Origin of the sequence: Nocardioides piscis, assembly GCF_011300215.1 — a bacterium.
GTDB classification, from domain to species: Bacteria; Actinomycetota; Actinomycetes; order Propionibacteriales; family Nocardioidaceae; genus Nocardioides; species Nocardioides piscis.
In genome coordinates this window covers 2,207,588-2,229,501 of the sequence record NZ_CP049866.1, presented here as the reverse complement: position 1 = coordinate 2,229,501, position 21,914 = coordinate 2,207,588, and the positions used below count along the sequence as shown (strand labels likewise).

Here is a 21,914-nt window from a genome sequence, read left to right as displayed (position 1 = left end):
GATCCTTCCACAGCTCAGCGCCCGGCCAGCATTCGTCCCGGGCGTGGGGAAGGCCACATTCGCAGGAGCACGACGCCGAGGACCGCGTCGCTGTCCACCGGCCCACGGTGTCTGGAGTCGACGCCCTCGCTCGGGTTGTCGCTCAGCAGCCACCAGCCGGGCGCTCCTGAGCGCAGCAGGCGCTGCTCGGTGGCCCGCTTGACTGCGACCGTGCCGTCGACGAACCGGGCGACCACCAGCGATCCGGGTGCCGGCCGCGCCCGGTAGGAGCCCAGCAGGCGATCCCCGTCGGACAAGGTGGGCTCCATCGACTGCCCGCGCACGACGGCCACCCCGAAACGGCCGGTCGCGTGCGCGGGACCCCGCTCCATGCCCCTCTTCACGCGGAGTAGTGTCGCAGTGATCCACGAGACATCACCTACCCGAGAGGACTGCGATGTTCTTGCAGCTCATTGCTCCCACCATCGACGTATCGGCGCACTGCGACCTCCCCTGCGGTGTCTATGACCCCGCTCAGGCGCGCATCGAGGCCGAGTCGATCAAGGCGCTCATCGCCAAGGTCGCCGACAACGACGACGCCGACTTCCGCACCCGTGCCATCGTGATCAAGGAGCAGCGCTCCGAGCTGGTCAAGCACCACCTGTGGGTGCTGTGGACCGACTACTTCAAGCGCCCGCACTTCGAGAAGTACCCGCAGCTCCACACCCTGGTCAACGAGGCCACCAAGCTGGCCGGCGCCGCCGGCACGAAGGGTGAGTTCGACGCCGCCAAGGCCGACGAGCTGCTGGCGAAGATCGACGAGATCGCCGAGATCTTCTGGGAGACCAAGAAGGCCTAACCAGAGCGGCGAAGCCTGACGACCTCCCCGGGCTGCTGCCTGCCAGCGCGATCACTGGACGCCGCCTCGGTCCGCACAGCCCGCAAGGGCGGCGGGACCGAGCGCGGCGTCCGGTGCGCCGGGGTGTTCATCGACGCTCAGGACACAGCAACATCGCGCAGCTTGAGGGTCTGGATCAAGAAGCGGGCCGCCTGACCGCCCTCGTCGAGCGCCAGGGCCAGTGCACCGGGGACGTCGAGCTCGTTCACGAGCAGGCCCAGGACCTCCTCGATCGCTGCGGTCGTGTCGGCCGTCGACCCCGCAGCCGCGTGGAGCCGGTCCAGGACCGCCGCCGCACCCGCGAACTCGTTGTCGGCGCACTCCCAGGGTTGGTCCCAAGGGCGGTTCAACAGGGCCAGCCGCACGGCGGCGCCGGGGTGGCGCTCAAGCAGATCGCTGACCAGCACGAGGTTCTGTGTCGACTTGGCCATCTTCACCCCGTCGAGACGGACCTCCCCGATGTGGACGGCGGTCCGGGCGAACGGGACCACCCCGGAGGCGGTCTCGGCGATCGCCGACTGGTATTCGTGATGGGGGAAGGCCAGGTCCACGCCGCCGAGCAGCACGTCCACCGAGTTGCCCACACAGGCCATCGCCATCGCGGCGCACTCTGCGTGCCATCCCGGCCGGCCCCATCCCCAGGGACTTGGCCACGCCGGGTGCCCGTCCGGGGAGGGCCTCCAGATGGCGACGTCGAAGGGTGAGTCGCGATCAGGCGCATCGGTCTGGTCACCGAACTGACGCGACGCCTCGAGTGCAGCCTCGTCCGAGAGGCCTGCGCGCGCGGGCAGCCCCTCTCCGCGGAAGTAGACGAACCCGCTGCGCTCGTAGGCGGCACCGGACGCGAGCAGGGCCGCGGCCAGCCGCTGGACGTCCCTGATGTGCCCCCTGGCATGCGGGCCCATGTCCGGCCTCGCGACGCCGAGGGCGCGCATGTCGCGGTCGAACAGGAACTCCTGGGTCAGCGCGAAGTCGTCGTAGGGCTCGCCCCGTCGTCGGGCTGCGGCCGTCAGGACATCGTCGACGTCCGTCACGTTGCGGCACACGATCGCGTCCACGCCGGTCGCGTGAGCGAGCGAGGCGATCAGGTCCGCCCACACGAACGTGGAGGCGTGGCCCACGTGCGTGACGTCGTACGGCGTTATCCCGCAGGTGTAGATACGAAGCGGACCTGGAGTGAGGACCCGACGCCCGGCGAGAACGAGAGGCATCGCCAACGGGACTTCGACTGGAAAGCGGCCGGCCGCTCCAACGACGCCGGGCAGATAGGTGGCAGATCGAGTCGTTGCGGGGTCCACGGTCCAAGTCTGCCCTACGAGGGGGCCCAGAGGCCTTCGCGCCAGTCGCCCGGTAAGGCCGAACGAATCGCGCCGACATGGCACACTGACGCCTCGATGCGCTTGACCGACCGCCGGGGCGCCAGGGTCCTCGAGAGGTGTGGAGGAGCGAATGAGTGAAGTCATTGCCGTCACCCATCCGGTCACCCCTCCCCTCGCCAAGACGGCGAACGTGGCGGCCAAGGCCTCGCTCGTGGTGCTTCTGCTCCTGGCGCTGCTCTATCCCGACCAGGGAAACCTGCGCGACAAGGCGGCCGGGATGCGCGCAGTCGGCTATCCGCTGGTGTCGTTCACGCTGCCGCTCCTGTGGTGGACGATGTGGCGAGAGCGGATGTCGTTTCCCTGGCTGGCGGACCTGCTGATCACCATCACGTGCTTCACCGACATCCTGGGCAACCGGTTGGACCTCTACGACCACGTGGTCTGGTTCGACGACTGGATGCACTTCATGAACACCGGCCTGCTCGCCGTCGCCTTCATCCTCCTCACCCTGCCTCGCAGCAGCGGGCTGCTGCGAACCGTGGAGCGGGCCCTGGCCTTCGGCGCCACGTCGGCCATCGCCTGGGAGCTGGCCGAATACTTCGCTTTCATCAGCCGGACGTCGGCGCGGGCCTTCGCCTACGGAGACACCCTGGGCGACCTTGCCCTCGGCACCCTCGGCGCCGTGGTCGGCGCCGTCATCGTGTACCGCCTCTGGCAGCGCGACCGGCTCTGTGATTCCACCGTGACCCTGCCTCGCGAGCGTGTCCGGGCCTGACGTCACCCGTGGGGTCGCTTCTGGGGCCGTGGCTAGGGTTGGGGGCACCATGGATGACCTCCCCCGAAGTCCGATCCCTCCTGACACACACGTCCTCGATCCCAGGACAGTCAGGAGGTGGATCCGATGAACGAGTTCGTCATGCTGGGCATCGGCCTGGTCCTCACCGTCGGGACCGGGCTCTTCGTCGCTTCCGAGTTCGCGCTGGTCAATCTGGACCGACACGACCTGGAGACCCGCGAAGCGGGCGGGGAGAAGCGCCTGGGTCCCACGATCAAGGCGCTGCGGATCACGTCCACCCACTTGTCCAGTGCCCAGCTCGGGATCACGCTGACGACCCTGCTGACGGGTTACACCTTCGAGCCGGCCGTGAGCTCGATGCTCGCGGAGCCACTGGCCGGTGCCGGGATCTCCGGGGGTGCCGCCACCGCCATCGGGTCGGTCGTGGGCATCCTCCTCGCCACGTTGTTCTCGATGGTGATCGGCGAGCTGGTCCCCAAGAACTTTGCCCTCGCCGTCCCGCTGGCGACCGCCAAGCTCGTCATCCCGTTCCAGGCGATGTTCACGGCCGTCTTCAAGCCGGTGGTGCTCCTGCTCAACAACACCGCCAACTCACTGATCCGTGCCATGGGTGTCGAGCCCAAGGAAGAGATCACCGCAGCCCGGAGCGCGGACGAGCTGACCTACTTGATCCGTCACTCCGCACTGGCCGGCCTCCTGGAGCAGGACGACGCGACACTGCTCGACCGCACTCTTCGCTTCACGCAGCGTGACGCCTCGGAGGTCATGACTCCCCGCATCCGGATGACGTCGGTGCAGCAGCACGACACCGCTGACGCCGTCATCGCCGCTGCCGCAGCCAGCGGTCACTCGCGGCTCCCCGTCGTCGACGACGGTCCCGATGACATCGTGGGTCTCGTCCACGTCAAGCAGGCCTTCGCCGTCCCCCTGAGCGAGCGCACGAAGACGACTGCGGCCGACCTGATGATCGATCCCATGCGCGTGCCCGAGACCATCGGCGCGTCCGCGCTCCTCGACCAGCTGCGTGGTGTTGGTCTGCAGATCGCCGTGGTCACCGACGAATACGGGGGCACGGCCGGCATCGTGACCCTCGAGGACCTCGTCGAGGAGATCATCGGCGAGCTCGAGGACGAGCACGACAGATACCACTCGGCCCTCACCCGGCGAGGCAGGTCGATCTCGTTCGACGCCACCTGGCGGCCCGACGAGGCCCGTGACCGCACCGGCGTCGACGTGCCGGAGGACGATGACTGGGACACGGTCGCCGGCTACCTGTCCACCCAGCTGGGTCGTATCCCCGAGGTCGGTGACGAGCTGTCCGTGCCGGGCGGACGGTTGCGCGTCGAGCGCACCGAGGGTCACAGCGTGAGCCGTGTGCAGTTCATCCCTGAGGACCCCGCCAGCACGCATCCTGACTCGAGCACTCCGGCGGCGAGGAGGAGCAACGCATGAGCGAGTATCTTCCCGGGCTGGTGTGGCTGGTCGTCCTGCTCGCCGCAAACGCGTTCTTCGTGGGCGCAGAGTTTGCCGTGATCTCGGCACGCCGGTCCCAGATCGAGCCTCGGGCCGCGCAGGGCAGCCGGGCCGCCAGGACGACGCTCTGGGCGATGGAGCACGCCACCCTGATGCTGGCCACGAGCCAGCTCGGCATCACGATCTGTTCCCTGCTGATCCTCAATGTCTCCGAGCCGGCCATCCATCACCTGTTGGAATATCCGCTCGGACTCACCCCGCTGAGCGCCGACATGATCAGTGTCCTGGCCTTCGTGGTGGCGCTGCTGCTGGTGACCTACCTGCACGTCGTGTTCGGCGAGATGGTCCCCAAGAACATGGCTTTCTCGGTGCCCGACCGGGCCGCACTGCTCCTCGCGCCGCCCCTTGTCCTCGTCTCGCGCGCCTTCAAGCCGGTGATCTGGGTCCTCAACGGGATGGCCAACGCCGTCCTGCGGGTCTTCGGGGTGCAGCCGAAGGAAGAAGCCACCAGCACCTACACCCTTGAACAGGTCGCCGGCATCGTGGAGCAGTCCCGCCGTGAGGGCACCCTGGGTGACTCCGGCCCGCTGACCGGGGCCTTCGAGTTCACCGACCGGGTCGCCCAGGACATCGAGGTCGCCCTGGGCGAGGTCGTGCTCCTGGCGGCGGGGGCGACCCCTGCCGACGTCCAGCGCGCGGTCGTCGAACACGGCTTCTCCCGACACGTGATCGCCGACGAGGAGGGTGAGCCGGTCGGCTACGTCCACATGAAGGACGTGATGGAGCTGACCGGTGACGACTTCCTGCGCCCACTGCCCGCCAAGCGGATCCGCCGCCTCATCGCCATTCCGCGCACGCTGGAGCTCGAGGACAGTCTCGCCCGCATGCGTCAGCACGGCTCGCACGTGGCGAAGTCGGTGGACGAGGCAGGAGCCACCCGGGGACTGCTGTTCCTGGAGGACGCCATCGAGGTGCTCGTCGGCGAGATCCATGACGCCACAGGCGCCTGACCACCCCCGTCCTGACTCGCGCACCCCGTCCACGACCGACGAGTTGATCGCGGTGCCGCACGCGAGAAGGACGACGCAGTCCGACCCGGCTAGTGTGTGCACGGCCATCTGGCTCCGACGCACACGAGGACGGGACGCACGCGATGAGTGCCGCTAGCAGTGACGAGAGCGTGATCGGCGAGCCCGCCCGTGCCGACGTCGAGCTGAGGCTGCCGTGCGACCGGGCCTACGCGTCCGTCCTGCGCACCACCACCGCGGGACTGGCCGCGCGCCTCGACTTCACCATCGATGACATCGAGGACCTGCGCATCGCCGTCGCGGAGGCCAGCGCACTGGTGCTGCCGGTGGCCGACCCCGGAGCCGACCTGCGGGCCAGGTTCTACCTGGGGGCGGGTCGGATGACGGTCGAGGTCGAGGCCGCCGCGATGGACGGACCGGCCCCGGATCGCGAGAGCTTCGCCTGGCAGGTGCTGGACACGCTCGCCATCAACGCCGCCGTGGAGTCCGAGCAAGGGGTCTTCCGGGTGCGGTTCACGATCGCATCCCCACTCGCTGTGGGGGCCAGCGACACCGACCCACCAGGTGCAGAGCTCTGAGATGACTCAGGACGCCACGGGGGACGGCGCGATCACGGACGACACGGACGACACCGACGACGCGCTGGCGGCACCGACCAGGACCGAGGTCACGCGCAGGCGCAGCGCGGCGCTCTTCGTCGCCCTGCGCGACGCGGATGGCTCCGCGGTCGCTCAGGGCACGGCTCGCGACGACCTCGTGCACCTCCATCTGCCGCTGGTGGAGCACTGCGCTCGCCGGTTCCGCCACCGGGGCGAGCCCTACGAAGACCTGGTCCAGGTCGGGACGATCGGCCTGATCAAGGCGATCGACCGGTTCGAGACCGACCGCGAGGTGGAGTTCTCGACCTTTGCCACCCCGACGATCATCGGCGAGATCAAGCGCCACTTCAGGGACAAGGGCTGGGCCATCCGGGTGCCGCGCCGCCTGCAGGAGCTGAGGATGCAGATCACCGCGGCCACGGCTGACCTCAACCAGAAGCTCGGCCGCTCCCCCACTCCCCGCGAGCTGGCAGAGCTGATCGGCTGCAGCGTCGAGGAGATCATCGAGGGGATGGAGTCGAGCAACGCCTACTCCACGCTGAGTCTCGACGCCAGCGACGGCTCCGAGGACGGTCCGCCCAGCATGCTCGACATGCTCGGGGTGGACGACCACAACCTCGAGCACGTCGAGCTCCGCGAATCGCTCAAGCCACTGCTCGACGTGCTCGATCCCCGCGAGAAGCGCATCCTGCTGCTGCGCTTCTTCAAGAACATGACCCAGTCGCAGATCGCGGACGAGATCGGGGTCTCCCAGATGCACGTGTCGCGCCTGCTCACCAAGACCCTCAAGCAGCTGCGGGTCTCGCTCGAGCAGGACTAGGACCGCGAGTCGGGGTCGAGCGCCTCGATGCTCGTGGGGTGCAGCAGGCCAGCGATGACGATGAGTGCCACCACCGCCAGTCCGGCTGCCAGCACCACGGTCTCCCCGGTCCTCATGTTCCACGCCAGGCCGAGCGCGATGAGCTGGGCGAGCAGGATCGGACCTCTCGGCCAGGTCTGCCCGTGGGTGATGAGCCAGGCGCTGACCAGAAGCAGCCCCCCGAAGGCGGCGAAGAAGACGGCCGTCGTCAGCCCCATGGTCAGCCGGCCACCCGTCACGTCAGCGAGCTCGAGCACGGCGAGCGCGAGCAGGAGCACTCCTTCGACGGCGCTGAGGGAAGCCGCGGTCACCAGCGGAGGCGGGACGGAGCCGCCGATGTCGTTGTCCACGAGGCCCAGCCTATGCGTGGTGCAGGAAGGGCGTTTGTGACGGAAGTGACCCTGTCGGGGGGTTGTTTATCGACCGACTTCTTGCGACTCTTGGCAGGCGCTCGTGAATGCGTTCACGTGTCTGCTCTCTGAGCACAGCGCCCGGGCTCCGCTGACTGCCCGCACACAGCCCGTAGAACTGAAAGAGGACCCCCCAGCCATGGATTGGCGCTCACGCTCTGCTTGCCTCGACGAGGACCCGGAGCTGTTCTTCCCGATCGGCAACACCGGTCCGGCCATCCTCCAGATAGAGGAGGCCAAGCAGGTGTGCCGACGCTGCGAGGTGCGCGAACAGTGCCTCGCGTGGGCACTGGAGGCCGGGCAGGACCACGGCGTCTGGGGTGGACTGAGCGAGGACGAGCGCCGTTCGCTCAAGAGGCGCAACGCCAGGGCCCGCGTCCGCACCGCCTGACCCATCATCCAGGGCGGACTCGGGCCATCAGTCCAGCGGGACGTCGACCTGGACCCGCGCCCCGTCGCCGCTCCTGGCGGCGCCCATCTCGAGGATGCCTGCGAGCTCTGACTCGACCAGGGTTCGCACGATCGACAGTCCGAGACTGGTCGTCGAGTCCAGCTCGAACCCCGGGGGCAGGCCCACCCCGTCGTCCTCGACGCTGACATGGAGCCGACCGACGATCCGGTTGGCGGTGACCAGGATGCGACCTGCACTCTCCCCGGAGTCGTCCGCCTGGGGATAGCCGTGCTCGACGGCGTTCTGCACGATCTCGGTCAGGACCATCGACAGGGCGGTCGCGGTCTCCGAGGAGAGCACGCCGAACGACCCCTCGCGCACGATCTGCACCCGACCACCCACAGCACCCACGTCGGTGACCATCCGGCACAGGCGGTCGGCGACGTCGTCGAACTCGACGTTCTCCTCGACCGCCTGACTGAGCGTCTCGTGCACGATCGCGATGGATCCCACGCGACGGACCGCTTCCTCGAGCGCCGCCCGGGCCTCCGGCTGCCCGATCCGGCGTGCCTGGAGGCGCAGCAGGGCAGCCACGGTCTGGAGGTTGTTCTTGACCCGGTGGTGGATCTCGCGGATGGTCGCGTCCTTCGTGACCAGCTCCCGGTCCCGGCGCCGCAGGTCGGTGACGTCCCTCAGCAGCACGACCGCCCCGATCCGCTCGCCGTGCGGGCGCAACGGGATGCTGCGGACGATGAGAGCGGCCTCCTCGGTCGCGATCTCGGTGTCGCGATCCGTGCGGCCACCCAGGACGGCGCTGAGGGTCTCCTCGTCGGGCCGCCGGCGCGGCGGGACGAGCTCGCGGGTCAGGTCGGCGAGGACGAGATTGGTCATGTCCCCGTGCAGCCCCAGCCGTCGATAGACCGAGAGCGCGTTGGGGCTTGCGTAGGCCACGCGCCCGGCGAGGTCGAGGCGCAGGAACCCGTCACCGACGCGTGGCGAATCGGCGTGATCACTGCGCTGACCCTCGTAGGGGAACCAGCCGCCGGCGATCATCTGGGTGAGATCGGCGGCCGTCTGCAGGTAGGACAGCTCCAGCCGGCTCGGTGTGCGCACCCCGAGAAGGTTGGTGTTGCGGGCCACCAGCGCGATGATCCGGCCTGCTCGGCGTACGGGAATGACCTCCACCCGCACCGGGACGTCGTCTCGCCACTCCGGGTCACCTTCGCGGACCAGTCGGCCCGTCGCGTGTGCCTCGTCCAGCATCCGGCGCCGTCCGCTCGGCACGAAGGTCCCGACCAGGTCGTCCGCCAGGGCCGTCGGGCCGGTGGTGGGGCGCATCTGGCCCCCGGCCCAGAACCCGCCACCGTCCCGGTCGGGCAACCAGAGCACGAGGTCCGCGAAGGACAGGTCGGCGATGATCTGCCAGTCGGCCATCAATCGGTGCAGCCAGGCGAGGTCGTGGTCGTCGAGGTCGGTGTGCGCGCGGACGAGCTCGATGAGGGACGGCACGAGGCCCACCCTAGAGTCTGGCAAGATGCCCCCATGGTCATCGGGTATTGGCGGGGGGTCCTCAAGACGGGTCTCGAGGTTCCCGTCGACAGACCTCTGGACGACCTCACGGCCGAGCTGACCACCATGCTCGGTTCCCCCGACCCCGAGCAGCGCGACGGCACCGCGTTCCCGGCCCTCTCGACCTGGATCGAGCGAGGGGTGTACGACGACCTGCTGGCCGGCCTGGGCGACGGCATGGCCGCCGGCCTCGCCGTCGGGATCGGCGAGCGTGACACCGACACCGTGTTCCGACGCAGCTTCTCGGTCCTGGCGCTGGCGGAGTGCCTCGCGCGCGACAACCAGCAATACCTCCTGCCGGGCACGAAGATCTTCGAGTGGGGTGACCGCATCGCCTCCTGGTTCCTGCGTGAGCAGGACACCCGCGGCTACGTCCCCGGGAAGGGCTGGGCCCACGCCCTCGCCCACGGGTCGGACGCGATCGGGACGCTCGCACACTCCCCGCACTTCGCCACCAATGAGCTGACCGTGCTGCTCGACGTGCTGGCCGACCGGCTCCTGATGCAGGAGTCCGAGCTGCTGGTGGCCGGCGAGACCGACCGCATGGCCGCGGCGACGATGCAGATCCTGCGGCGCAACGTCGTCAGCCTCAAGGTGCTGGAGCCATGGGTCATGCGGATCGCCCAGGCGGCCAACCCGTTCGCCCACAGCGGCGACCTCGACCCCTACCTCGTGACGGGCAACGCGCAGGCCTTCCTCCGCTCGCTGCACCTGCAGCTCCAGCTGGCGGCAAGTCCACCCCAGGTGCGGCCCGACCTGATCCTGGTCCTGGTCGAAGCGCTCAAAGAAACCAATTCACCGTTTCTTACGTCACAGGGCACCCACAACTGATCGAAGGCCCCGTCACAGCCTTTCGCCATGCTCTAGCGTTCGCCGCATGACTGAGGACATCAAAGGGCACAGCGGCGAGCTCGCCGTCTCCGTAGCCCGCGCTCACGGAGTCGAGACCATGTTCACCCTCTCGGGAGCGCATGTCTTCCCCATGTACGACGGCGCCGTGAAGGCCGACCCCCGATGCGGCTCCTCGACGTCCGCCACGAGCAGACGGCTGCCTTCGCTGCAGAGGCCACCGGCAAGCTGACCCGGGTGCCGGGACTTGCTGTGCTCACAGCGGGCCCCGGTGTCACCAACGGTCTCTCGGCGATCGCCCAGGCGCAGTTCGCCGGCTCGCCGATGGTGGTCGTCGGGGGGCGCGCCCCGAGCAACCGCTGGGGCACCGGCGCCCTGCAGGAGATCGACCACCTGCCGATCGTCGCCCCGGTGTCCAAGCAGGCCCGCACCCTCCACACGCCCGACGACGTGGCGGCCGGCTTCGACGACGCGTTCACCGTCGCGCGCTCATCGCACCGCGGACCAGTGTTCGTCGACGTACCCATGGACGCGTTCTTCGGCGTCGGCTCCGGTTCTGCAGGCGCTGGGGTGGCCGTCGCGGCCGTCGAGCCCGACGGCGACGACATCTCGCGCATCGCCGACCTGCTCGCGCAGTCACGGCACCCGCTGATGGTGCTCGGGACCGACGTGTGGGGCGACCACGCCGAGGAGGCGGCCCTGCGGATGGTGGAGTCCCTCGGCATCCCGGCGCTCACCAACGGCATGGGCCGCGGGATCCTGCCGGGTGGACACCCGCTCCTGGTCACCAAGGCGCGAGGCGTCGCGCTCAACAGCGCCGACCTCGTCATCGTCGTCGGCACGCCCCTCGACTTCCGCCTCGGCTACGGCGCCTTCGGCGGCAAGGACGGGGCCACGCCCGCCAAGGTCGTGCACGTCGCCGACTCACCCGGCCAGCTGGCCCAGCACGCCCAGCTCGAGGCCACGGCGGCAGGCGACCTCACGTCGGTCTTCGACGGTCTGGTCACGGCCGTCCAGGGCGGGCGCAGCACTCCCGACTGGTCGGGCTGGACAGCTGAGCTGGCCGACGTGGTCAAGGCCAACGCCGCCAAGGACAACGAGCTCCTCACCGCCGAGGCCGACCCGATCCACCCCGCCCGCATCTATGGCGAGCTGGTCCCCCGGTTGGCCGACGACGCTGTCGTCATCGGCGACGGTGGCGACTTCGTCAGCTTCGCCGGGAAGTTCGTCGAGCCCAAGCGGCCCGGCAGCTGGCTCGACCCCGGCCCCTACGGCTGCCTCGGTGCCGGCCTGGGCGCTGCGATCGCGGCGCGGGTCGCTCGACCTTCCGCCCAGGTGACGCTGCTGCTCGGCGACGGCGCGGCAGGGTTCTCGCTGATGGACGTCGACACGCTCGTCCGCCACAACCTGCCGGTCGTCATGGTGATGGGCAACAACTCGGCCTGGGGCCTGGAGAAGGGACCCATGCAGATGATCTATGGCTACGACGTCATCGCCGACCTGGCCCAGCAGACTCCCTACCACCAGGTCGTCACCGCGCTGGGCGGCGCCGGCGAGCAGGTCACCGACCCCAAGGAGATCGGTCCGGCCCTGGACCGGGCCTATGCCTCGGGCGTGCCCTACCTCGTCAACGTGATCACCGACGTCGAGGCGGCCTACCCACGCAACACCCTGGGCATCTGAAGAGCCTGCGGATCCGCCGCATCCGCCCCGGGGAGCACCTCGGGGCGGGAGCGGTGTGCCTGGCGGCATACGAACCCTTCTTCACCGGGGCCGAGGACTTCTATCGCGAGCGGGTGGGCGACGTGGCGCGCCGCGACGCCGAGGCGGAGGTCTGGGTCGCGGTCGACGGCGACGAGGTGCTCGGTTGCGTGACCTACTGTCCGCCGGGCTCGGTGTGGCGGGAGATCAGCAGGGACGACGAGGGCGAGTTCCGGATGCTGTCGGTGGCCCCGAGCGCCCGGGGCAGGGGCGTCGGTATGGCGCTGGCCCGCACCTGCGAGGAGCGGGCGCGGTCGCACGGTGCCGTGGCGATGGTGCTCTCGTCGCTGGCCGTGATGACCGCGGCGCACGCCGTCTATGCGCGACTGGGCTACGAGCGCCTGCCGGAGCGCGACTGGAGTCCTGCCCCTGACGTGCACCTGATCGCGTTCGGGAAGCAGCTCGACTGAGCTCCGCTGCCGATCAGCAGGTGCGCGCCGTGTCCGGGTCCGCGATGTCGTCGAAGCACACGGTGCCGCGGGGTATCGCGCCCATCTTGTGACCGCGGAAGCCGGTCCAGGTGAAGACGTCCCACGCATCGCCGTCCCCGGTGTGGACCGCGGTGACCAGGCTCCCGCCGGTGGTCAGCCAGGTCCGCAGACCAGCGCCTCCGGCGGTCACACCGGAGCCGAGCTCGATGTCACCGACGACCTCGTAGGGCACCATCCGGTCGCGGTCCTGACCGAACACCGTCATCCTCGAGCTCACCGCGTCGTCGGCGGCGGCGACCACGGACGCCCCGTCGGAGAGCACACCGAGTGGCTGCTGGGTGAAGACCACCGGATCGGGACCCAGGTCGAGCGGCTGTTCGACACGTCGGCCGTCCTCGTTCGCGACCACGAGGGTGGGGTCGCCGCCGCCGGCCTCGACCCGGACGTCGTAGCGGTAGCCGACCCGCGAGGAGAAGGTCCCGCCCACGCGGACGACCTCGTCGGCGACCGGCGCGACCCTGGGCGGGGCGTCCCGCTCCCCCGGCTCACAGGCGCGCCCCTTCGCCGGGCCGCCGAGCTCGACGACCCGGCACGGCTCGTCGGCCGGCATCGGCTCGAGGACCCCGTCGTCGCGCAGGACCCACTCGACGAGACTGACGACCAGGCGCTCCGGGCGTGCCACGTTCATGCCGCCCATGTATTCGGCGAAGGCGTTGTGCGAGCTGCTGGAGAACAGCCGGCCGTCCTCGATCCAGTAGTCGCGGATCTGGACCAGCTGGTAGTAGTCGCCGACCGGGGCGTCGTCGGGGACCGGCGCGGTGCCGCGCATCAGCAGCCCCGGGGAGCTCTGTGGCGCCTCGACCAGCAGGCCGTCGCGCAGGTCCAGCACGACCACCAGCTGGTCCATCACGTCGTCGGTCGCCTCGTGGTAGATCACCAGCTCCTGGTCGCCGTCGCGGTCGGCGTCGATCGGCGCCAGCGCATCGACCCCGATCGAGGTGCCGATGTCGATCACGCCGAAGGCACGGTCCCCCGACCCGCTCAGCGTGGTCTGCAGCCGCACACGACCGTCGAAGTCCTCGCTCGGCTCAGCCAGGAGCTGCACCGTCTCGACGGTGCCGTCGCCGTCGAGGTCGAGTCGAGGCCGGGCGGACGCCTTCGCCCGGGGCCAGTCGACGCCCACGTCGGTCGGCAGCACGACCTGGGGCGTCGGGCCAGCCGGCCGGGGCCCCTCGTGCCTCTGGGGCAGGCCGGCCAGCACGACCGCGGAGGTCGCGACGACGGCCAGACAGGCGGCAGCAGCCATCAGGACAGGGGTCCGCCGCCACAACGGCACGATCGACGCGGGCAGGGGCCGGTCGGACAGGTCCTCGGACTGGACCGAGCCGGCGCGCGCCGAGAACGCCTCGGCGAGACGGGCTTCGAGATCGTTCATGACCTGTCCTCCTTGTCCCCGAGGATTCGTTCGAGCACGTCGAGCGCGCGACTGGCGGTCGACTTCACCGTCCCGGGGCTGATGCCGAGAGCGTGGGCGATCTCCGCCTCGGAGAGCCCCGACCAGTAGCGCAGCACCAGCACCTCGCGCTGTCGCGGCGCGAGAGCCTTGACCGCGTCGAGCAGCTCGCGGTGCTCCTCCGCCACGACGGCACGGTCTTCTGGTCCTTCCGGTTCGAGCGGCCTGGGCGGCACGTAACCGCGGACGGTGCGCCGCCGGCGCAGCATCGACCGCGCTCCGTTGACCACCGAGACCCGCAGGTAGCCGACCGCCGCGGACGGGTCCCGCAGTCCCCCACTGCGCCGGGCGAGCGCGGTGAAGGCGTCCTGGACGACGTCCTCGGCGCTGGCGAGGTCATCGACCAGGAGCACGGCCAGGCGAACCAGACCGAGCCGGTGCGCGGCATACAGCTCCGCGAGCTCCACCTGCCGTACCGGCTCCTGCACCTCGATCGTCACACCCCCTATGACGTCGCAGCCACCCCGAGGTTGCTCGACGCGCCCGACTTCTCGGCCCAACCTAGGATCTGCCCATGACCGAGCAGCACGCGACACTCACGTTCACCGTGACCGACGACGACACCGCCCTGGCCGTGGGGAGCGGCTCGTTGCCGGTCCTGGGCACTCCGCGGGTGCTCGCGTGGTGCGAGGCAGCGACCTGCGCAGCGATCGAGTCGGCGCTGCCCGACGGGTCCACGAGCGTCGGCACCCGTGTCTCGCTCGAGCACGTCGGCGCCAGTCCCGTGGGCGCCGTGCTCGAGGTCACCGCGACGAGCGTCCACGTCGATGGCCGCCTCCACCGGTTCTCCGTCGCCGCCCGGCACGCCGGCGGGACCGCCAAGGACACCAAGGTGGTGGCCACCGGGGAGGTCACCCGGGTGGTCGTCGACGCGGAGCGGTTCCTCTCCCGGGTCTGACCCGGGCCGGCGGCGACGTCCCCGCTCAGGCGGGGAAGTCGCCGCTTCGTGCCTGCACAAAGCGAAGGAGTCCCCGCCTGGGCGGGGACTCCGACAGAAAAACTTCGCTCAGGCGTTGGGGCGCTTGCCGTGGTTCGCGCCCTTCTTCTTGCGAGCGCGGCGCTTGCGTCCGGTCTTGCCCATAATGACCTCCGTGGATCGATGTGCCCTGGACTGAGTGCCCGTACAGGGCATCGGTCATCCTCCCAGACGCGAGCGCCAAGAGCGAATCAGACCGCTCGCCGATCAGCTCTCGTTGAGGCGGAACTGCACCTGGCGGATCTGGACCCGCACCCGGTCGCGCAGCTCGTCGGGGGCCCGCTCGGAGCAGGACCGGGCGACGATCTGCTTGACGGTGCGCTGGAGGTCGTACTTCTCCAGGCAGGGGCCGCACTCGTCGAGGTGCACCTGCACCTGGGCGCAGTCGGCGTCGTCGAGCTCGTTGTCGAGGAAGAAGACGATCCGCTCGAGGTAGTCGGCGCAACCGTCGCCGGAGTCGTGGGTCATCAGCTGACCTCCGTCGGTGCGGAGTCGGTGCGGGGTAGCAGGTCGTTGGCTCGCACGTGGTCGGCGAGCATGTCGCGCAGCTGGCGTCGTCCGCGGTGCAGGCGGGACATCACGGTGCCGATGGGGGTGTTCATGATCTCGGCGATCTCCTTGTAGGGAAAACCCTCGACGTCGGCGAGATAGACCGCCAGGCGGAACTCCTCGGGCAACCGCTGCAGGGCGCTCTTGACCTCGGAGTCGGGCAGGTGCTCCAACGCCTCCATCTCCGCCGACTTCAGACCGGTGGAGCTGTGGGACTCGGCCCGCGCGAGCTGCCAGTCCTCGACGTCCTCGGCCATCGACTGCTGCGGCTCGCGCTGCTTCTTGCGATAGGAGTTGATGTAGGTGTTGGTCAGGATGCGATAGAGCCAGGCCTTGAGGTTGGTCCCCGGCTTGAACTGGTGGAACGCCGAGAACGCCTTGGCGAACGTCTCCTGCACCAGGTCCTCGGCATCGGCGGGGTTGCGCGTCATCCGCATCGCCGCGCCATAGAGCTGGTCGAGGAAGGGCAGCGCATCGCGCTCGAACCGGGCCGAGCGCTCGTCGGCGTTCTCGGTCTCGCGCAGGTCGTCAGCAAGGGATTCAGTCATCGCCTGCCACACTACCGCCGCCCGGGCATCGTCGAGCAGCTCGTCCTCGAAGTCGATGGTTGCCATCACGACAGGCACAACAAGAGGCGTACGGCGACCATTCCCCGCGTCTCAGCCGACACCGGCGATGTCGCGCACCAACCACTCCAGCGTGGACTCCACGACGATCCCGAGCGCCTCGGCCTGCGAGATCTCCGCCCGCTTGGGGACCTTGAGCCCGTGGTCGGCCTCGGGGATCACGGTCAGGTCGAGGCCGGCGACATCGTCGGGGAACTCGTCGGGCCGGCCCATGGCGTCGCGCTCGCCCTGCACCACCAGGATCGGCAGCCCGGCGGACCGCAGCTCCTCGACCCGGCTCTTCTCGGGCCTCCCGGGCGGGTGCAGCGGGAAGGACAGGGCGAGCACGCCGCGAGCGCCCAGGGACTTCGCGCAGCGCGCTCCCGACCTGGCCCCGGCGGAGCGCCCCCCGACCACGAGCGGGGTCCGGCCGCGCATGGCGTCGGCGGCTGCGGTGAGCCCGGCGTCCAGGGTGGCGGGCGGGGTCGCGATCTTGCGCCCCGCGACGTGCCAGGGCTGCTCGAAGAGCATCACGCTCACGCCGTTGCCCGGCAGCGCCTGGGCCAGCGCCTCCAGGTCGGGCGCGTCGATCCCGCGCCCGGCGCCGTGGCTCAGCAGCAGGGTCGCGACCGGGCTGGTCGCCCGCCGGACGTGGAGCCGGCCCTCGCCGTACGGCGTGTTGATGCTGCGCACCTCGGCCTTCCTCATGGCGTGCCCTCTCTCATGCAAGTGCCTCCTCGAGGGGAAGTGGCTGGACGAGCTCGGGGCCGTTGTTGCGCACGTTGCTGACCAGGGGTGCGACGGGATAGGCCTCGAGGTTTCCCGGGGCGGCGGGGACCAGCAGCTCGGTCCGGCCAGCGGTGCGTGGGTCGAGCCACTCGGCCCAGCGGTCGCGCTCGACCATCAGCGGCATCCGGTCGTGGATGTGGCCGAGCGAGTCCTCCGCCTCGGTGGTCAGGACCGTGCAGGTCCAGCGGAACCGGTCGGGGTCGCCGTCGGCGCGGGCGGGGTCGCGCCAGATCTCGTAGAGCCCGGCCATCGCGAGGACACCGCCGTCAGCGGGGCGGATGAAGTAGGGCTGCTTGACCGGCTTGCCCTTCGCATTGGTCTGCGAGGTGGGATACCACTCGTAGTAGCCGTCGGCCGGGAGCAGGCAGCGCCGGACGGCGAAGGCCCGCTTGAAGGCCGGCTTCTCGGCGACCGTCTCCATCCGGGCGTTGATCATCCGGTTGCCGATGCTCGGGTCCTTGGCCCACGACGGGACCAGCCCCCAGGTCAGCACCCGCAGCTGGCGCTCGGGCGGCTCGGGGCTGTCCTTGCTCGGGGGGCGCTCGACGACTGCATAGACCTGCTTGGTGGGCGCGATGTTGTAGTCGGCTGCGAGCGGGACGGGGGTGCGATCCTCGACGACCTCGAACTCATCGATCAGGTCCTCCGGCCGGCGGGAGGAGGCGTAGCGACCACACATGGCAGCCAGACTAGTGAGATCCGCGAGATGAGCCAGTGCCCGACCAGAGGGGCCGAGCAGACCAGTGCCCCATCAGGTGGGGCACCCTGCCAGCAGATCGTGTAGGAAAGAGCCATGACCGTCACCAGACTGCTCGCTCGTCCGATGCTTGCCTCGATGTTCGTCGTCGGTGGCATCAACTCGCTCAAGAACGCCACCTCGTTGGCGCCGGCAGCGCAACCTGTCACCGACAAGGTGGTGCCGATGATGCAGAAGGCCGTGCCGCAGGCACCCATCCCGACCGACCCGGTCACGCTGGTCCGGCTCAACGCGGCGGTCCACATCCTCGCCGGCGCTGCCCTCGCGACCGGACGGGCGCCCCGGCTGTCCTCGGCGGTCCTCGCTGCCTCGCTCGTCCCCACGACGATGGCTGCCCACCGCTTCTGGGAGGAGTCCGACCCGGCCGCGAAGGGCAACCAGAAGGTCCACTTCTTCAAGAACGTCTCGATGATGGGCGGCCTGCTGCTCGCCGGTGTCGACACCGACGGCAAGCCCGGCCTGCCCTGGCGCGCCCGCCGGCTCGCCAAGGACGCCAAGCGCGAGGCGGGTCAGCTGGCCAAGGACGCACGTCGCGAGGCGAAGCTGGCGAAGGCTCAGCTGACCTGATGGTCGGCAGCCCCCTCGCCGACCCCTGGCCCGCACCGCGCCCCACCTCGCCGGTCACCAGCACGATCTCGTTGCCGGGCAGCAAGTCGCTGACCAACCGCGCGCTGATCCTGGCGGCGCTGGCCGACGGACCCAGCGTCGTACGCCGACCGCTCCGCTCGCGCGACACCTTGTTGATGACCGCCGCGCTGGCCGCGATGGGCATCGGTGTGGTCGACGAGGGGGACGACTGGCGCATCACCCCCGCCGACCTGACCCACGACGCTGACGTCGACTGCGGGCTGGCCGGGACGGTGATGCGGTTCGTGCCGCCGGTGGCCGGTTTGTCGACGGGGCGCATCAGCTTCGACGGCGACCCGCACATGCGCAACCGGCCCGTCGGCGAGGTGCTCGCCGCGCTGGGGGGTCTCGGGGTCGACATCGACGACGGCGGCCGCGGTTCGCTCCCGTTCACCGTCCGCGGCCACGGGTCGGTGCGCGGTGGGACGGTCGTGATCGACGCCAGCGCGTCCTCGCAGTTCATCTCCGCGCTCCTGCTGGCCGGCGCGCGATATGACGAGGGCGTCGACGTGCGCCACGACGGCAAGCCCGTGCCGTCGCTCCCCCACATCGACATGACGATCTCGATGCTCCGAGCCCGCGGCGTCGAGGTCGACGACACGGACGCCAACCGCTGGGCCGTCGCGCCGGGACCGATCGGGGCCGTCGACGAGGCGATCGAGCCCGACCTGTCCAACGCGGCCCCCTTCCTCGCGCTGGCGGCCACGACCGGCGGGGAGATCACCATCCGCGACTGGCCGTCGAGCACCACGCAGCCGGGAGACGAGCTGCGCGAGGTGCTGACCCGGATGGGCTGCGAGGTCTCGCTGGACGACGTCGGCCTGACCGTGCGCGGCGCCGGTCAGCTCCACGGTGTCGACCTCGACCTCCACGACGTGGGCGAGCTGACCCCGGCGATCGCGGCGCTGTGTGCCCTGGCCGACTCGCCCTCCCACCTGCGCGGCATCGGCCACATCCGGGGCCACGAGACCGACCGCCTCGCGGCCCTGGCCCGCGAGCTCGGCAACCTCGGCGCCGACGTCACCGAGCACGCCGACGGGCTCTCGATCCGGCCCGCGACCCTGCACGGCGGCGTCTTCCGCACCTATGCCGACCACCGGATGGCCCACGCCGGGGTCATCATCGGCTCGGCCGTCGGCGGCGTGCTCGTCGAGGACATCGAGACGACGGCCAAGACGTTCCCCGACTTCGCGGGCGCGTGGCTCGACCTGACCGGGCCGGCCCTCGTGGAGCATCGGTGAGCAACCGCTACACCGACCACGACGCCGAGCACTACGAGCGGCCACGCCGTCGCACCCGCCCCCGCACCAAGGACCGCCCGTCCTACGACGACGCCGTCGACGGGGTCGTCGTCACCGTCGACCGCGGACGGTTCACGCTGCTGATCGACGGCGTCACGGTGATGGCGATGAAGTCGCGACCGCTGGGCCGCAAGGGCGTGGTGGTCGGCGACCGGGTGCGGGTGGTCGGAGACGTGTCGGGGGTCGACGGCTCGCTCGCCCGGATCGTGGAGGTCGTGCCGAGGACGACCACGCTGCGGCGTACGGCGGATGACGACGACCCCGTCGAGCGGGTGATCGTCTCCAACGCCGACCAGCTCGTCGTGGTCGCGGCCCTGGCCGACCCCGAGCCACGCCCGCGCCTCATCGACCGGGCGCTGGTGGCGGCATACGACGCCGGCATGGCCCCGCTCCTGTGCCTGACCAAGGCCGACCTCGCCGACCCGGAGGTGCTGCTGTCGACCTATCGCTCGCTGGGCGTGCCGTGGGTGGTGACCGAGCGCGGCGGCGACCTGGCCGAGGTCCGAGACCGGTTGCGCGGACGCACGAGCGTGCTGGTGGGCCACAGCGGTGTCGGCAAGTCGACGCTGGTCAACGCGCTGGTGCCGGAGGCCCACCGCAGCGTCGGCATCGTCAACGCCGTCACCGGCCGCGGCCGGCACACCTCCACCTCGGCCTATCTGCTCGAGCTGCCCGGTCCCGACGGCAGGGGCGAGGGCTGGATCATCGACACCCCCGGCATCCGCTCGTTCGGGCTGGCGCACGTGAAGCCCGAGGACCTGATCGGCACCTTCCCCGACCTGGAGGAGATGACCGAGGACTGCCCGCGCGGCTGCAGCCACGGCACCGGCGAGCCCGAGTGTGGCCTCGACGTGGCCATCGAGTCCGGCGAGACGGATCCCGACCGCGTCGAGTCGTTCCGGCGGCTGCTGGCCGCGCGCGAGGGTGCAGCGGACTGGTAGGGGTCAGCCCCAGACCGCGCGAGAACCGGAGTCACCGGCGAGGAAGACCAGCACCATCAGCCCGATCGAGCCCGCGACGAGCAGGACCAGCGCGACCCAGCCGAGGGCACCCTTGGACTCCCGGGCCCCTCGACCCGACGCCAGCGCGGACGGGCCGCCGAGCGCCCAGGCCGCGAGCACCGCGTCGACGACGAACGTCAGGGCCCAGGTGCGCAGCAGCTCGCCGTACTCCTCGTGCTCCTCCACCAGGGGCTCGAGCTCGGGGCGGGCGTCGAGCAGCGACTCCCCCGCCGCCACGGCGACCAGGGCCGCGGTCGCCACCACCAGCGACAGCGCGACGAGCGGCCAGCGCAGCAGCCAGCGCCACTTCGGCACGAACGCGTAGGCGAGGCCGACCAGGCCCGCGAGCGGGGCGAGGACGACGACCGCGTGGACGACCAGGGGGTGCAACGGCAGGCCGAAGATCTCCATGGCGGACACCGTAGACCGACGCGGTGGCAATAGCCTGTCGGCCATGCCCATCTCCGGCCCCAGCGACGCGAGCCAGTTCAACTACATCGACGACCTGCGCCTGGCGCACGTCCTGGCCGACGACGCCGACTCGACGACCATGGCCCGCTTCAAGTCGCTCGACCTGCACGTCATGAGCAAGCCCGACCTGACGCCGGTCACCGACGCCGACCAGACCGTCGAGGAGGGCATCCGCCGGACGCTCTCGCGCGCTCGCTCACGCGACGCGGTCCTCGGCGAGGAGCAGGGCTCCAGCGGGCACAGCCAGCGACGCTGGATCATCGACCCGATCGACGGCACCAAGAACTACGTCCGCGGGGTCCCTGTCTGGGCCACCCTGATCTCGCTGGCGGTCGACGACGAGGTCGTCCTGGGCGTCGTGTCCGCGCCGGCGCTGCAGCGACGCTGGTGGGCGTCGAAGGGCAACGGCGCGTGGACCGGTCGTTCGCTGCTCAAGGCCACCCCGTGCGAGGTCTCCGACGTCCGGGCCCTCGAGGACGCGTCCCTGTCCTACAGCTCGCTCTCGGGCTGGGACGAGCGCGACCGCCTGCAGGACTTCATCTCACTCTCGCGGCGCTGCTGGCGCACCCGGGCGTATGGCGACTTCTGGTCCTACATGCTCCTCGCGGAGGGGACCGTGGACCTCGCGGCCGAGCCCGAGCTCGAGGTCTATGACATGGCGGCGCTCGACGTCATCGTCCGCGAGGCCGGCGGGCGCTTCACGTCCCTCGACGGCGTCGACGGCCCGTACGGCGGCAACGCGATCGCCAGCAACGGCCACCTCCACGACGCGGCGCTGTCCTTCCTGGGCTCGATGCGCCATGACGACTCCGACCCCGACTCGACCCAGCAGGGGCGCGGCTCGGTGCACGACCTGAGGTCACGCCAGTCCCCCTCGTCCGAGGACTGAGACCGACCTCCTTCCACTGCCGCCTGCGCGAGCGCTAGCGTGGCAAGCAAGCACGATCCACCCAGGAGGCAGCC

Annotated in this window: 27 protein-coding genes; 15 read left to right on the top strand and 12 right to left on the bottom strand. The window is 70.3% G+C overall.

Going from position 1 to position 21,914, the window contains the following annotated elements; translation table 11 throughout:
- Positions 1-14 precede the first annotated feature (14 nt).
- Positions 15-383, bottom strand: a complete 369-nt coding sequence (locus G7071_RS10970; RefSeq protein ID WP_246209954.1) for a S24 family peptidase — start codon at positions 381-383, stop codon at positions 15-17.
- A gap of 53 nt (positions 384-436) precedes the next feature.
- On the opposite strand from G7071_RS10970, the gene sodN reads away from it, so the two are divergent.
- Entirely contained in the window at positions 437-838 is a 402-nt protein-coding gene (sodN, locus tag G7071_RS10965) for a superoxide dismutase, Ni (protein ID WP_166318501.1), read from the top strand.
- A gap of 137 nt (positions 839-975) precedes the next feature.
- Here sodN and G7071_RS10960 read toward each other — a convergent pair whose 3' ends face one another.
- On the bottom strand, positions 976-2,088 hold the full coding sequence (locus G7071_RS10960; RefSeq protein ID WP_166318498.1) for a cysteine--tRNA ligase: 1,113 nt from the start codon (positions 2,086-2,088) through the stop codon (positions 976-978).
- A gap of 238 nt (positions 2,089-2,326) precedes the next feature.
- On the opposite strand from G7071_RS10960, the gene G7071_RS10955 reads away from it, so the two are divergent.
- The 5 genes from G7071_RS10955 (at position 2,327) to G7071_RS10935 (ending at position 6,912) form a co-directional block, all read left to right on the top strand.
- Positions 2,327-2,971, top strand: coding sequence for a DUF2238 domain-containing protein (locus G7071_RS10955; RefSeq protein WP_166318495.1), 645 nt, complete (start codon positions 2,327-2,329; stop codon positions 2,969-2,971).
- Positions 2,972-3,097: 126 nt separating this feature from the next.
- Positions 3,098-4,444, top strand: coding sequence for a hemolysin family protein (locus G7071_RS10950; RefSeq protein ID WP_166318492.1), 1,347 nt, complete (start codon positions 3,098-3,100; stop codon positions 4,442-4,444).
- Positions 4,441-5,475, top strand: a complete 1,035-nt coding sequence (locus G7071_RS10945) for a hemolysin family protein (RefSeq protein ID WP_166318489.1) — start codon at positions 4,441-4,443, stop codon at positions 5,473-5,475. The genes G7071_RS10950 and G7071_RS10945 overlap by 4 nt, the downstream gene beginning before the upstream one ends.
- A 143-nt stretch (positions 5,476-5,618) precedes the next feature.
- Positions 5,619-6,071 carry an ATP-binding protein gene (locus tag G7071_RS10940; RefSeq protein ID WP_166318486.1) on the top strand — a complete coding sequence of 151 codons (453 nt, stop codon included), beginning with the start codon at positions 5,619-5,621 and terminating at the stop codon, positions 6,069-6,071.
- Between the two features lies 1 nt (position 6,072).
- On the top strand, positions 6,073-6,912 hold the full coding sequence (locus tag G7071_RS10935) for an RNA polymerase sigma factor SigF (RefSeq protein ID WP_166318483.1): 840 nt from the start codon (positions 6,073-6,075) through the stop codon (positions 6,910-6,912).
- On the opposite strand, the gene G7071_RS10930 is transcribed toward G7071_RS10935, so the two are convergent.
- Positions 6,909-7,301, bottom strand: coding sequence for a hypothetical protein (locus G7071_RS10930; RefSeq protein ID WP_166318480.1), 393 nt, complete (start codon positions 7,299-7,301; stop codon positions 6,909-6,911). The genes G7071_RS10935 and G7071_RS10930 overlap by 4 nt on opposite strands.
- Positions 7,302-7,500: 199 nt before the next feature.
- On the opposite strand from G7071_RS10930, the gene G7071_RS10925 reads away from it, so the two are divergent.
- Positions 7,501-7,752, top strand: a complete 252-nt coding sequence (locus G7071_RS10925) for a WhiB family transcriptional regulator (RefSeq protein ID WP_010832364.1) — start codon at positions 7,501-7,503, stop codon at positions 7,750-7,752.
- A 27-nt stretch (positions 7,753-7,779) separates the two neighbouring features.
- Here G7071_RS10925 and G7071_RS10920 read toward each other — a convergent pair whose 3' ends face one another.
- Complete coding sequence (locus G7071_RS10920) at positions 7,780-9,261, bottom strand: sensor histidine kinase (protein ID WP_166318477.1); 1,482 nt, start codon at positions 9,259-9,261, stop codon at positions 7,780-7,782.
- 33 nt (positions 9,262-9,294) lie between these two features.
- Here G7071_RS10920 and G7071_RS10915 point away from each other — a divergent pair, with 33 nt between their 5' ends.
- The 3 genes from G7071_RS10915 (at position 9,295) to G7071_RS10905 (ending at position 12,341) form a co-directional block, all read left to right on the top strand.
- Positions 9,295-10,152 (top strand): DUF2785 domain-containing protein, encoded by an 858-nt coding sequence (locus G7071_RS10915; RefSeq protein WP_166318474.1) that lies wholly within the window; start codon positions 9,295-9,297, stop codon positions 10,150-10,152.
- Between the two features lie 183 nt (positions 10,153-10,335).
- Positions 10,336-11,853 carry an acetolactate synthase gene (locus G7071_RS10910; protein ID WP_246209952.1) on the top strand — a complete coding sequence of 506 codons (1,518 nt, stop codon included), beginning with the start codon at positions 10,336-10,338 and terminating at the stop codon, positions 11,851-11,853.
- Between the two features lie 53 nt (positions 11,854-11,906).
- Positions 11,907-12,341, top strand: coding sequence for a GNAT family N-acetyltransferase (locus G7071_RS10905; RefSeq protein ID WP_246209950.1), 435 nt, complete (start codon positions 11,907-11,909; stop codon positions 12,339-12,341).
- A gap of 13 nt (positions 12,342-12,354) precedes the next feature.
- Here G7071_RS10905 and G7071_RS10900 read toward each other — a convergent pair whose 3' ends face one another.
- Together G7071_RS10900 and G7071_RS10895 are read right to left on the bottom strand one after the other, a co-directional pair.
- Entirely contained in the window at positions 12,355-13,797 is a 1,443-nt protein-coding gene (locus G7071_RS10900; protein WP_166318471.1) for a hypothetical protein, read from the bottom strand.
- Positions 13,794-14,315, bottom strand: coding sequence for a SigE family RNA polymerase sigma factor (locus tag G7071_RS10895; RefSeq protein ID WP_246209949.1), 522 nt, complete (start codon positions 14,313-14,315; stop codon positions 13,794-13,796). Before G7071_RS10895 ends, G7071_RS10900 begins: the two co-directional genes overlap by 4 nt.
- Before the next feature lie 74 nt (positions 14,316-14,389).
- Between G7071_RS10895 and G7071_RS10890 the strand changes: the two genes are divergently transcribed.
- A complete protein-coding gene (locus G7071_RS10890; RefSeq protein ID WP_166318465.1) occupies positions 14,390-14,773 on the top strand; it encodes a thioesterase family protein in 384 nt (127 codons plus the stop codon).
- 108 nt (positions 14,774-14,881) lie between these two features.
- Here G7071_RS10890 and G7071_RS20025 read toward each other — a convergent pair whose 3' ends face one another.
- The 5 genes from G7071_RS20025 to G7071_RS10870 all read right to left on the bottom strand — a co-directional run bounded on the left by G7071_RS20025 (position 14,882) and on the right by G7071_RS10870 (position 17,473).
- A complete protein-coding gene (locus G7071_RS20025) occupies positions 14,882-14,956 on the bottom strand; it encodes a 50S ribosomal protein bL37 (RefSeq protein ID WP_369759046.1) in 75 nt (24 codons plus the stop codon).
- A gap of 102 nt (positions 14,957-15,058) precedes the next feature.
- On the bottom strand, positions 15,059-15,319 hold the full coding sequence (gene rsrA, locus G7071_RS10885; protein WP_166318462.1) for a mycothiol system anti-sigma-R factor: 261 nt from the start codon (positions 15,317-15,319) through the stop codon (positions 15,059-15,061).
- On the bottom strand, positions 15,319-15,948 hold the full coding sequence (locus tag G7071_RS10880; protein ID WP_206063016.1) for a sigma-70 family RNA polymerase sigma factor: 630 nt from the start codon (positions 15,946-15,948) through the stop codon (positions 15,319-15,321). The genes rsrA and G7071_RS10880 overlap by 1 nt, the downstream gene beginning before the upstream one ends.
- Positions 15,949-16,059: 111 nt before the next feature.
- Positions 16,060-16,713 (bottom strand): alpha/beta hydrolase family protein, encoded by a 654-nt coding sequence (locus G7071_RS10875; RefSeq protein ID WP_166318456.1) that lies wholly within the window; start codon positions 16,711-16,713, stop codon positions 16,060-16,062.
- Positions 16,714-16,726: 13 nt separating this feature from the next.
- Positions 16,727-17,473 (bottom strand): SOS response-associated peptidase, encoded by a 747-nt coding sequence (locus G7071_RS10870; protein WP_166318453.1) that lies wholly within the window; start codon positions 17,471-17,473, stop codon positions 16,727-16,729.
- A gap of 114 nt (positions 17,474-17,587) precedes the next feature.
- On the opposite strand from G7071_RS10870, the gene G7071_RS10865 reads away from it, so the two are divergent.
- The 3 genes from G7071_RS10865 to rsgA are packed head-to-tail and all read left to right on the top strand — an operon-like array spanning position 17,588 to position 20,420.
- Positions 17,588-18,118 (top strand): DoxX family protein, encoded by a 531-nt coding sequence (locus G7071_RS10865; RefSeq protein WP_166318450.1) that lies wholly within the window; start codon positions 17,588-17,590, stop codon positions 18,116-18,118.
- Positions 18,118-19,419 carry a 3-phosphoshikimate 1-carboxyvinyltransferase gene (gene aroA, locus G7071_RS10860; protein WP_166318447.1) on the top strand — a complete coding sequence of 434 codons (1,302 nt, stop codon included), beginning with the start codon at positions 18,118-18,120 and terminating at the stop codon, positions 19,417-19,419. Before G7071_RS10865 ends, aroA begins: the two co-directional genes overlap by 1 nt.
- On the top strand, positions 19,416-20,420 hold the full coding sequence (gene rsgA / locus G7071_RS10855) for a ribosome small subunit-dependent GTPase A (RefSeq protein ID WP_166318444.1): 1,005 nt from the start codon (positions 19,416-19,418) through the stop codon (positions 20,418-20,420). Before aroA ends, rsgA begins: the two co-directional genes overlap by 4 nt.
- 3 nt (positions 20,421-20,423) lie before the next feature.
- On the opposite strand, the gene G7071_RS10850 is transcribed toward rsgA, so the two are convergent.
- Positions 20,424-20,891 carry a DUF2231 domain-containing protein gene (locus G7071_RS10850; protein WP_166318441.1) on the bottom strand — a complete coding sequence of 156 codons (468 nt, stop codon included), beginning with the start codon at positions 20,889-20,891 and terminating at the stop codon, positions 20,424-20,426.
- Positions 20,892-20,934: 43 nt separating this feature from the next.
- Here G7071_RS10850 and hisN point away from each other — a divergent pair, with 43 nt between their 5' ends.
- Positions 20,935-21,840 carry a histidinol-phosphatase gene (gene hisN / locus G7071_RS10845; protein ID WP_166318438.1) on the top strand — a complete coding sequence of 302 codons (906 nt, stop codon included), beginning with the start codon at positions 20,935-20,937 and terminating at the stop codon, positions 21,838-21,840.
- Positions 21,841-21,914: the final 74 nt, after the last annotated feature.

Coding starts and splice junctions, on each gene's coding strand:
- sodN (WP_166318501.1), top strand. CDS start 437: ATGTTCTTGCAGCTCATTGCTCCCACCATCGACGTATCGGCGCACTGC.
- G7071_RS10960 (WP_166318498.1), bottom strand. CDS start 2,088: ATGCCTCTCGTTCTCGCCGGGCGTCGGGTCCTCACTCCAGGTCCGCTT.
- G7071_RS10955 (WP_166318495.1), top strand. CDS start 2,327: ATGAGTGAAGTCATTGCCGTCACCCATCCGGTCACCCCTCCCCTCGCC.
- G7071_RS10950 (WP_166318492.1), top strand. CDS start 3,098: ATGAACGAGTTCGTCATGCTGGGCATCGGCCTGGTCCTCACCGTCGGG.
- G7071_RS10945 (WP_166318489.1), top strand. CDS start 4,441: ATGAGCGAGTATCTTCCCGGGCTGGTGTGGCTGGTCGTCCTGCTCGCC.
- G7071_RS10940 (WP_166318486.1), top strand. CDS start 5,619: ATGAGTGCCGCTAGCAGTGACGAGAGCGTGATCGGCGAGCCCGCCCGT.
- G7071_RS10935 (WP_166318483.1), top strand. CDS start 6,073: ATGACTCAGGACGCCACGGGGGACGGCGCGATCACGGACGACACGGAC.
- G7071_RS10925 (WP_010832364.1), top strand. CDS start 7,501: ATGGATTGGCGCTCACGCTCTGCTTGCCTCGACGAGGACCCGGAGCTG.
- G7071_RS10915 (WP_166318474.1), top strand. CDS start 9,295: ATGGTCATCGGGTATTGGCGGGGGGTCCTCAAGACGGGTCTCGAGGTT.
- G7071_RS10910 (WP_246209952.1), top strand. CDS start 10,336: ATGCGGCTCCTCGACGTCCGCCACGAGCAGACGGCTGCCTTCGCTGCA.
- G7071_RS10900 (WP_166318471.1), bottom strand. CDS start 13,797: ATGAACGATCTCGAAGCCCGTCTCGCCGAGGCGTTCTCGGCGCGCGCC.
- G7071_RS10890 (WP_166318465.1), top strand. CDS start 14,390: ATGACCGAGCAGCACGCGACACTCACGTTCACCGTGACCGACGACGAC.
- rsrA (WP_166318462.1), bottom strand. CDS start 15,319: ATGACCCACGACTCCGGCGACGGTTGCGCCGACTACCTCGAGCGGATC.
- G7071_RS10880 (WP_206063016.1), bottom strand. CDS start 15,948: ATGACTGAATCCCTTGCTGACGACCTGCGCGAGACCGAGAACGCCGAC.
- G7071_RS10875 (WP_166318456.1), bottom strand. CDS start 16,713: ATGAGGAAGGCCGAGGTGCGCAGCATCAACACGCCGTACGGCGAGGGC.
- G7071_RS10870 (WP_166318453.1), bottom strand. CDS start 17,473: ATGTGTGGTCGCTACGCCTCCTCCCGCCGGCCGGAGGACCTGATCGAT.
- G7071_RS10865 (WP_166318450.1), top strand. CDS start 17,588: ATGACCGTCACCAGACTGCTCGCTCGTCCGATGCTTGCCTCGATGTTC.
- aroA (WP_166318447.1), top strand. CDS start 18,118: ATGGTCGGCAGCCCCCTCGCCGACCCCTGGCCCGCACCGCGCCCCACC.
- G7071_RS10850 (WP_166318441.1), bottom strand. CDS start 20,891: ATGGAGATCTTCGGCCTGCCGTTGCACCCCCTGGTCGTCCACGCGGTC.
- hisN (WP_166318438.1), top strand. CDS start 20,935: ATGCCCATCTCCGGCCCCAGCGACGCGAGCCAGTTCAACTACATCGAC.